General features: G+C 45.7%; 5 protein-coding genes. 2 read left to right on the top strand and 3 right to left on the bottom strand.

Annotated features, from left to right (window positions below):
* Together glyQ and QUA45_RS19620 are read left to right on the top strand one after the other, a co-directional pair.
* Nucleotides 1-845 (top strand): glycine--tRNA ligase subunit alpha (gene glyQ / locus QUA45_RS19625; RefSeq protein WP_333221908.1); only part of this gene is annotated, 845 nt, incomplete at its 5' end.
* A 158-nt stretch (nucleotides 846-1003) separates the two neighbouring features.
* Nucleotides 1004-1771, top strand: a complete 768-nt coding sequence (locus QUA45_RS19620) for an ATP-binding cassette domain-containing protein (protein ID WP_333221907.1) — start codon at nucleotides 1004-1006, stop codon at nucleotides 1769-1771.
* Between the two features lie 105 nt (nucleotides 1772-1876).
* Here QUA45_RS19620 and QUA45_RS19615 read toward each other — a convergent pair whose 3' ends face one another.
* From QUA45_RS19615 to QUA45_RS19605, 3 genes are all read right to left on the bottom strand, one after another.
* A complete protein-coding gene (locus QUA45_RS19615; protein ID WP_333221906.1) occupies nucleotides 1877-3454 on the bottom strand; it encodes an MDR family MFS transporter in 1578 nt (525 codons plus the stop codon).
* Between the two features lie 176 nt (nucleotides 3455-3630).
* Nucleotides 3631-4902, bottom strand: coding sequence for an MFS transporter (locus QUA45_RS19610; protein ID WP_333221905.1), 1272 nt, complete (start codon nucleotides 4900-4902; stop codon nucleotides 3631-3633).
* A gap of 290 nt (nucleotides 4903-5192) precedes the next feature.
* The gene (locus QUA45_RS19605) at nucleotides 5193-5705 is read right to left on the bottom strand and encodes a DUF2808 domain-containing protein (RefSeq protein WP_333098037.1); all 513 of its coding nucleotides are present in this window, start codon (nucleotides 5703-5705) and stop codon (nucleotides 5193-5195) included.
* Nucleotides 5706-6085: the final 380 nt, after the last annotated feature.

Below are 6085 nucleotides of genomic sequence, written 5' to 3'. Positions count from 1 at the left end.
AATTCTGGAGCGATCGAGGATGCCTGATCGCCCAATCCTACGACACAGAAAAAGGTGCAGGAACCATGAATCCCCACACCTTTCTCAGAGCAATTGGCCCCGAACCTTGGTCAGTCGCCTACATCGAACCCTGTCGCCGCCCCACCGACGGACGCTACGGCGAAAATCCCAACCGCTTCCAACATTACTATCAATATCAAGTTTTAATTAAACCCTCTCCTCCCAACATCCAAGACATCTATTTAGACTCCCTTAGAGCATTAGGAATTAGTCCTGAAGACCACGACATTCGTTTCGTAGAAGACAACTGGGAATCGCCCACCCTCGGAGCTTGGGGCGTCGGCTGGGAAGTCTGGCTCGACGGCATGGAAATCACCCAATTTACCTACTTTCAACAGTGCGGTAGCATTGACTGTCGCCCCGTCTCCATTGAAATTACCTACGGACTAGAACGCCTCGCAATGTATCTCCAAGAAGTCGATGCCATGACGAAAATTCAGTGGAAAGATGGCATAACTTACGGCGACGTTCACCTGCAAGGAGAAATAGAACAGTGTACTTATAACTTTGAAGCTTCCAATCCAGAATTGCTGTTTACTCTATTTGGATTGTACGAGCAAGAAGCCGAACAATTGACAAAAAAAGGATTGGTTTTGCCTAGTCTTGATTATGTGCTAAAATGTTCTCACACTTTCAACTTACTCGATGCTAGAGGCGTGATTTCGGTAACTGAAAGAACCCGCTACATCACCAAAATTCGCAACTTGGCGCGGCGAGTTGCTCAGCTTTATTTGGAACAGCGCGAAAAGCTGGGTTTTCCTTTAGAAAAAGCTGTAAAGGTTTGAGTTTGAGTTGGATTGTGGGGCGGGCATCTTGCCTGCCTTCAGAACGGGCAAGATGCCCGTTCCACAAAGAGTGAGTTGGATTGTGGAGTGGGCATCTTGCCTGCTTCAAGACCGGGCAAGATGCCCGTTCCACCAAGGCCATATTTTTAATTAATTAAATGCCTAATTATTCGGAAAATAATACAGAAACAAATCCTCAACTGCGAATTGATAATGTTAGTTTAAAAACACCGATCGCCTCAAGTCATTTGTTGGAAAATATATCGTTTCAGGTACACAAGGGATCTCGCGTGGCAATTGTTGGCCCTTCAGGTGCGGGGAAAACAACGCTGTTGCGACTGCTAAATCGGCTCAGCAGTCCCACCAGCGGCTCGATTTATCTGGAAAATACAGAATATCGCCAAATACCTGCGATCGAACTCCGCAAACAAATCACCCTCATCCTGCAAGAATCGAAGCTTTTGGGAATGTCGGTGCGAGAAGCATTGGCTTATCCTTTAAAGCTGCGGGGCGTGAATTCATCAAACATTGCTGAGAGAATTAGCGGGGCGATCGAACAACTGCACATACCCCAAGAATGGCTCGATCGCAGCGAATTGCAGCTTTCCACAGGCCAAAAACAGCTCGTGGCGATCGCCCGCGGCATCATCCTGCAACCAAAAATCTTGCTTTTAGACGAGCCCACATCCGCCCTAGACGCAGGAAAAGCCGCCCACCTTTTGCAAGTATTGACACAGCTAACAAACGGCCAAACCACAATTTTAATGGTAAACCATCAATTAGAATTAGCCGAGCAATTTAGCACGCGAATTCTGCATTTACAGCGCGGAAAGCTCATCGGGGACTCGCCCTCTCATCAAATAAATTGGGCGCAACTGCGGCAAAATTTAATCCAAGCAGAAGCAGAAGCTCAACAAGAATGGTGAATAAGCTAAAAAACATTTAGTTGGCAGTTTGAAAACTATTAAAATTATCGTGGGGTGGGCATCCTGCCCGCCCCAAAGATGCAGCGCACTCCGCGCCCTACAGCATCAATGAGCTCCCCCAGCACCCGCACCCGCTTTCACCTTTTTAAAACCCAAAATAGCAATCCCACTTAACAGCAAAGCAAGTCCCACAAAGTAAAAACAATCATTAAAAGCCATTACATAAGCTTCACGGCGCACAATATTATCAATTGCTTTAATGGCTTGGTCTTTTGCCACGCTTAAATCTGAACCGCGACTCACAAAATACTGAGTCATTTGATTGATTCGCTCCTGCGTTGCCGGATTGTACAAAGAAACAGATTCCGCCAATCGATTCGAGTGAAATTGCTCGCGTTGCGTAACCAAAGTTCCTAACGCCGCAATCCCCATCGAACCTCCCATATTTCGCATCATATTAAACAAACCAGAAGCAGAACCAGCCTCGTGTTTCTCCATACCAGCAGTGGCAATAGTTGACAGCGGCACCATAATTAAAGGCTGCCCCATTGCCCTTACTAATTGCGACCAACGTAACTGATCGATACCCGTATCATGAGTCATACTGGCATTCATAAAACAACTCACCGCAAACAAACTCACACCTATGCCAATCATCAGCCGCATATCCATTCGCTGCATCAACTTCGGCACCATAGGCACGATGAATAACTGCGGCACCCCACCCCACATAATCACCTCGCCAATTTGCATGGCATTGTACTGCTGAATCTGACCTAAATACAGCGGCAAAATAAACACTGAACCGTACAATCCTACTCCCAAGGATACATTGACAATAGTAGCTAAACCGAAATTGCGGCGAGTCAGCAATCGCAAGTTAATAAACGGTCGTTTGCGAGTTAGTTCAATCCAGAAAAAAGCGCTGATAAATATTGCGGCAACTATGCTAAGACGGACAATAAAATCCGAACTCAACCAGTCCTTGCGGCTTCCTTCTTCTAACACGACTTGCAGGGAACCCAAGCCGATCGCCATCGAGATAATTCCCCACCAGTCGCCCTCTTGTAGCAGTTCGAGTTTCAGCGGTGCGGGGGCGACGGCGTACCACACAGCAGCTAGCAGCAGCAGCCCTGGAATTAAATTTAAATAAAAGACATATTGCCAGCCGTAATTCTCAGTCAGCCACCCTCCCAATGTCGGCCCGATGGATGGTGCAAAAGTAGCTGTCATTGCAAACATCGCCATACCGATTGGCTGCTTTTTGGGCGGCAAATTAGTCAGCAAAAATGTAAAAGACATCGGAATTAAAACCCCGCCGGACAATCCCTGCAAAGCCCGAAATACAATCATTGAATTCAAATTCCACGCCCAAGCGCAGCACATGGAAAAGAAGACAAAGAAAGCGGCATTTACCAAGATGTAGCGACGGAAAGAAAACACCTGCGACAGCCAACCAGTCAGCGGAATTACGACAATTTCTGCGACTAGATACGCGGTGGAAATCCAAGAACCTTCTTCTAAAGTTGCGCCTAAAGATGCTTGAATATCTCTGAGAGATGCGTTGGTGATTTGGATGTCCAAAACTGCCATGAAAGCGCCGAGAATTGTTCCCATGACCCCGATCCAGGTTTTTAAGGGAACGCGATCGCTCTGCTGTGGAATTGCACTTGTATTTGCCATTGGTTTAACCTCTGGTTGCGTAATTAATTTGGATGTTTTAACCGCAGAGGGCCCAGAGGGCGCAGAGAAATAGAAGAGAGGAGTTTACAAATTGTTGAGGATTGCTAGAAATACAGTCAGATATTAGCTTTGGGAATCTTGTTTAATGTTGGCATTTGTGATTTGACGCTAAATCGCTAGTGCGGAATTAAACCCATTTTTTGATACAGTGGTCGGATTAAGTTTTTTAAAGCTGGCAACTGTTTGGTAAAAACTATGGAGCCTAAAACACAAATTATACCTCCAATGATGACTGTATTGGGAGCGCCGATATAATTTGCCAATCCGCCGGCAACTAAATTCCCAAACGGTGTCACTCCAAAAAATGCCATCGTGTATATGCTCATTACTCTTCCGCGTTTGTCGTCTTCCACAATTGTTTGCAAAAATGTGTTTCCTCCTGCAAATTGGATAATGAAACCAAAGCCAACGAACAACATCATGATTAATGACAGCCACAAGACGCGGGACAAACCAAAACCTATCAGTCCAAATCCCATAATTGCCGGTGAAATCGCAATCCATTTGCCGAGGCCAACTATACTTTTGCGCGAAATCAAATAAATCGCCCCCCCAAAGGCTCCAACTCCCGAAGCAGCCATCAAAAAGCCCAGAGTTTGGGCGTCGCCGTGCAGGAGTTTGGTGGCAAAAATTGGGACTAAAACTGTGTGGGACATTCCGGCTAAACTGACTAATGCTAATAGCAGTAAAATTGCTCGAATCGGGGGAAACCCGAAGGCATAAACGAATCCTTCTTTTAATCTTTGTAATGGTTTGGTATTAGTTGCTGCAATTTTACGGGGTTTGATTTGCATCGCTAATAAGCCTGCAATTACAGCAATGTAGCTGAGTCCGTCAATAAGAAAGCAATAACTTGCGCCGACTGTAGCTATCAGCAAACCTGCCATTGCTGGGCCGATTAGTCTGGCTGCATTGAACATCGAAGCATTAATGGCGATCGCATTTGCTAAATCTTCTTTCTTTTCTACAAGTTCCGGTACAAAAGCTTGCCGTGCCGGCGCGTCAAAGGCATTAATTGCGCCTTGAAAGAAACTCAGTACCAGGATCTGCCAAATGTTCACCACTCCTGTTAGCGCTAAAAATGCTAGGGCTAAGGATTGAACCATCGCTAATATTTGAGTGGCAATTAGGACTCGGTGGCGGTTCCAGCGATCGATTAAAACTCCTGCAAAAGGCAGTAAAATTAATGTGGGGATTTGACTTGTAAATCCCACCACGCCGAGCATCCAAGGTGAATCGCTCAAATTGTAGACAAGCCAAACAGTAGCGACTTGTGTCATCCAATTGCCAATCAGGGAGATGCCTTGTCCTGCAAAAAACAGGCGATAATTTCTCGATCGCAGTGCTGGAGGAATTTGTATTGTTTTGATTTTTGCTAGTAGATTCATGCGTGATTACGGCTAGAGCAATCCTATTTGATTGGTAAACATCTTGTAGGGGTAGCGCTCCTGGGCTTACCCCTAATTAGCGAAGGGCAACCATCGGGGGACTGCCCCTAGACTCATTATTACGAATCATTGAGAATTGCGATATGAGCCGAAGGTTCTATTTTACAACTCCCGAAAACCCGGATTTGAGTAGTGTAAAATTTTTCGCACACTGAAAAAAGATCGCCACAGTTAAATTTAACTGTGGCGATCGCTTGGCTAACGAGAAATTACTTCCCCGAACTCTTGCCTCAATTAATGCTCAACAGCCAAGTACCGAGGTAACGCAGCAAGGGAACGTCTCCGGGGGTGCGGATGCGGACGTTGAAATGGTACATTCCGCCCGGAGATGGGTTTCTGACGTTGGAGAGTACAACCTCAACATTGTTGCCTGCAGGAATTGGTTCTTTGGGATAAATTTCTATGAATCGATTTTCTTTGTCCCAGATTACTTCTTGCAATTCTATTGTTTTGTCTTTGACGCGCACTTTAATGTCTTTTTGGTCGAACTCGCCTTTGTAGTAGTCTGGATAGGATATGTTCAGTTGGGCGATCGCCAAACTTACTTTCTTGGAAGGAATTCGCAGCCGATATCTGTCGCCACTCATCCCGGCTGTACCGTAATCCAAGCGATAGCTTAATTGATTGGCGCGATCGGGGCCGCCGAAAATCGTGAATCCTGGCATGGACTGGGCTAAACTGATGGCGGGTAATCCAGCCACCAAGCAACCTGTAACCGCTAGTGCTGAAAATAATCGTCGCATAACAACTCCTCTAATTAAACTCTTGGTGAACCTTAAATATTGCTCGCCCGAAATTTGCGATCGTGCCTACAATATATCGAATGTCTCAGCAATTTGATGAGGGCGAGCGACCGCCGGCTGAGGTCACTTTTTTTTGCGTAATTTTTGCGTAATACTGATAACAGACATTCAAACTACAGAATTACGCGACATAAAATTATATCATAATCGGTGGCAAACTTAACCATTTAGCGAATTTGAATGTATAAGATAAGTTAAAGATACGGGTCGAATTTGGGCGATCGGCTTTAGTATCAACGAGAGAAGTTTAGGGGAACGGCTGCTTCAATGTAAAGCAAGGCATCGGGCGATTAAAAATCGCACTTCAAGAAACCTGCGGA

This window comes from Microcoleus sp. Pol12A5 (assembly GCF_036701435.1).
Classification (GTDB): domain Bacteria; phylum Cyanobacteriota; class Cyanobacteriia; order Cyanobacteriales; family Microcoleaceae; genus Microcoleus.
This window is presented reverse-complemented; position numbering and strand designations above follow the sequence as displayed.

What these genes read in the sequence shown, in the direction of transcription:
- QUA45_RS19620 (WP_333221907.1), top strand. Translation starts at nt 1,004, where the DNA reads ATGCCTAATTATTCGGAAAATAATACAGAAACAAATCCTCAACTGCGA.
- QUA45_RS19615 (WP_333221906.1), bottom strand. Translation starts at nt 3,454, where the DNA reads ATGGCAAATACAAGTGCAATTCCACAGCAGAGCGATCGCGTTCCCTTA.
- QUA45_RS19610 (WP_333221905.1), bottom strand. Translation starts at nt 4,902, where the DNA reads ATGAATCTACTAGCAAAAATCAAAACAATACAAATTCCTCCAGCACTG.
- QUA45_RS19605 (WP_333098037.1), bottom strand. Translation starts at nt 5,705, where the DNA reads ATGCGACGATTATTTTCAGCACTAGCGGTTACAGGTTGCTTGGTGGCT.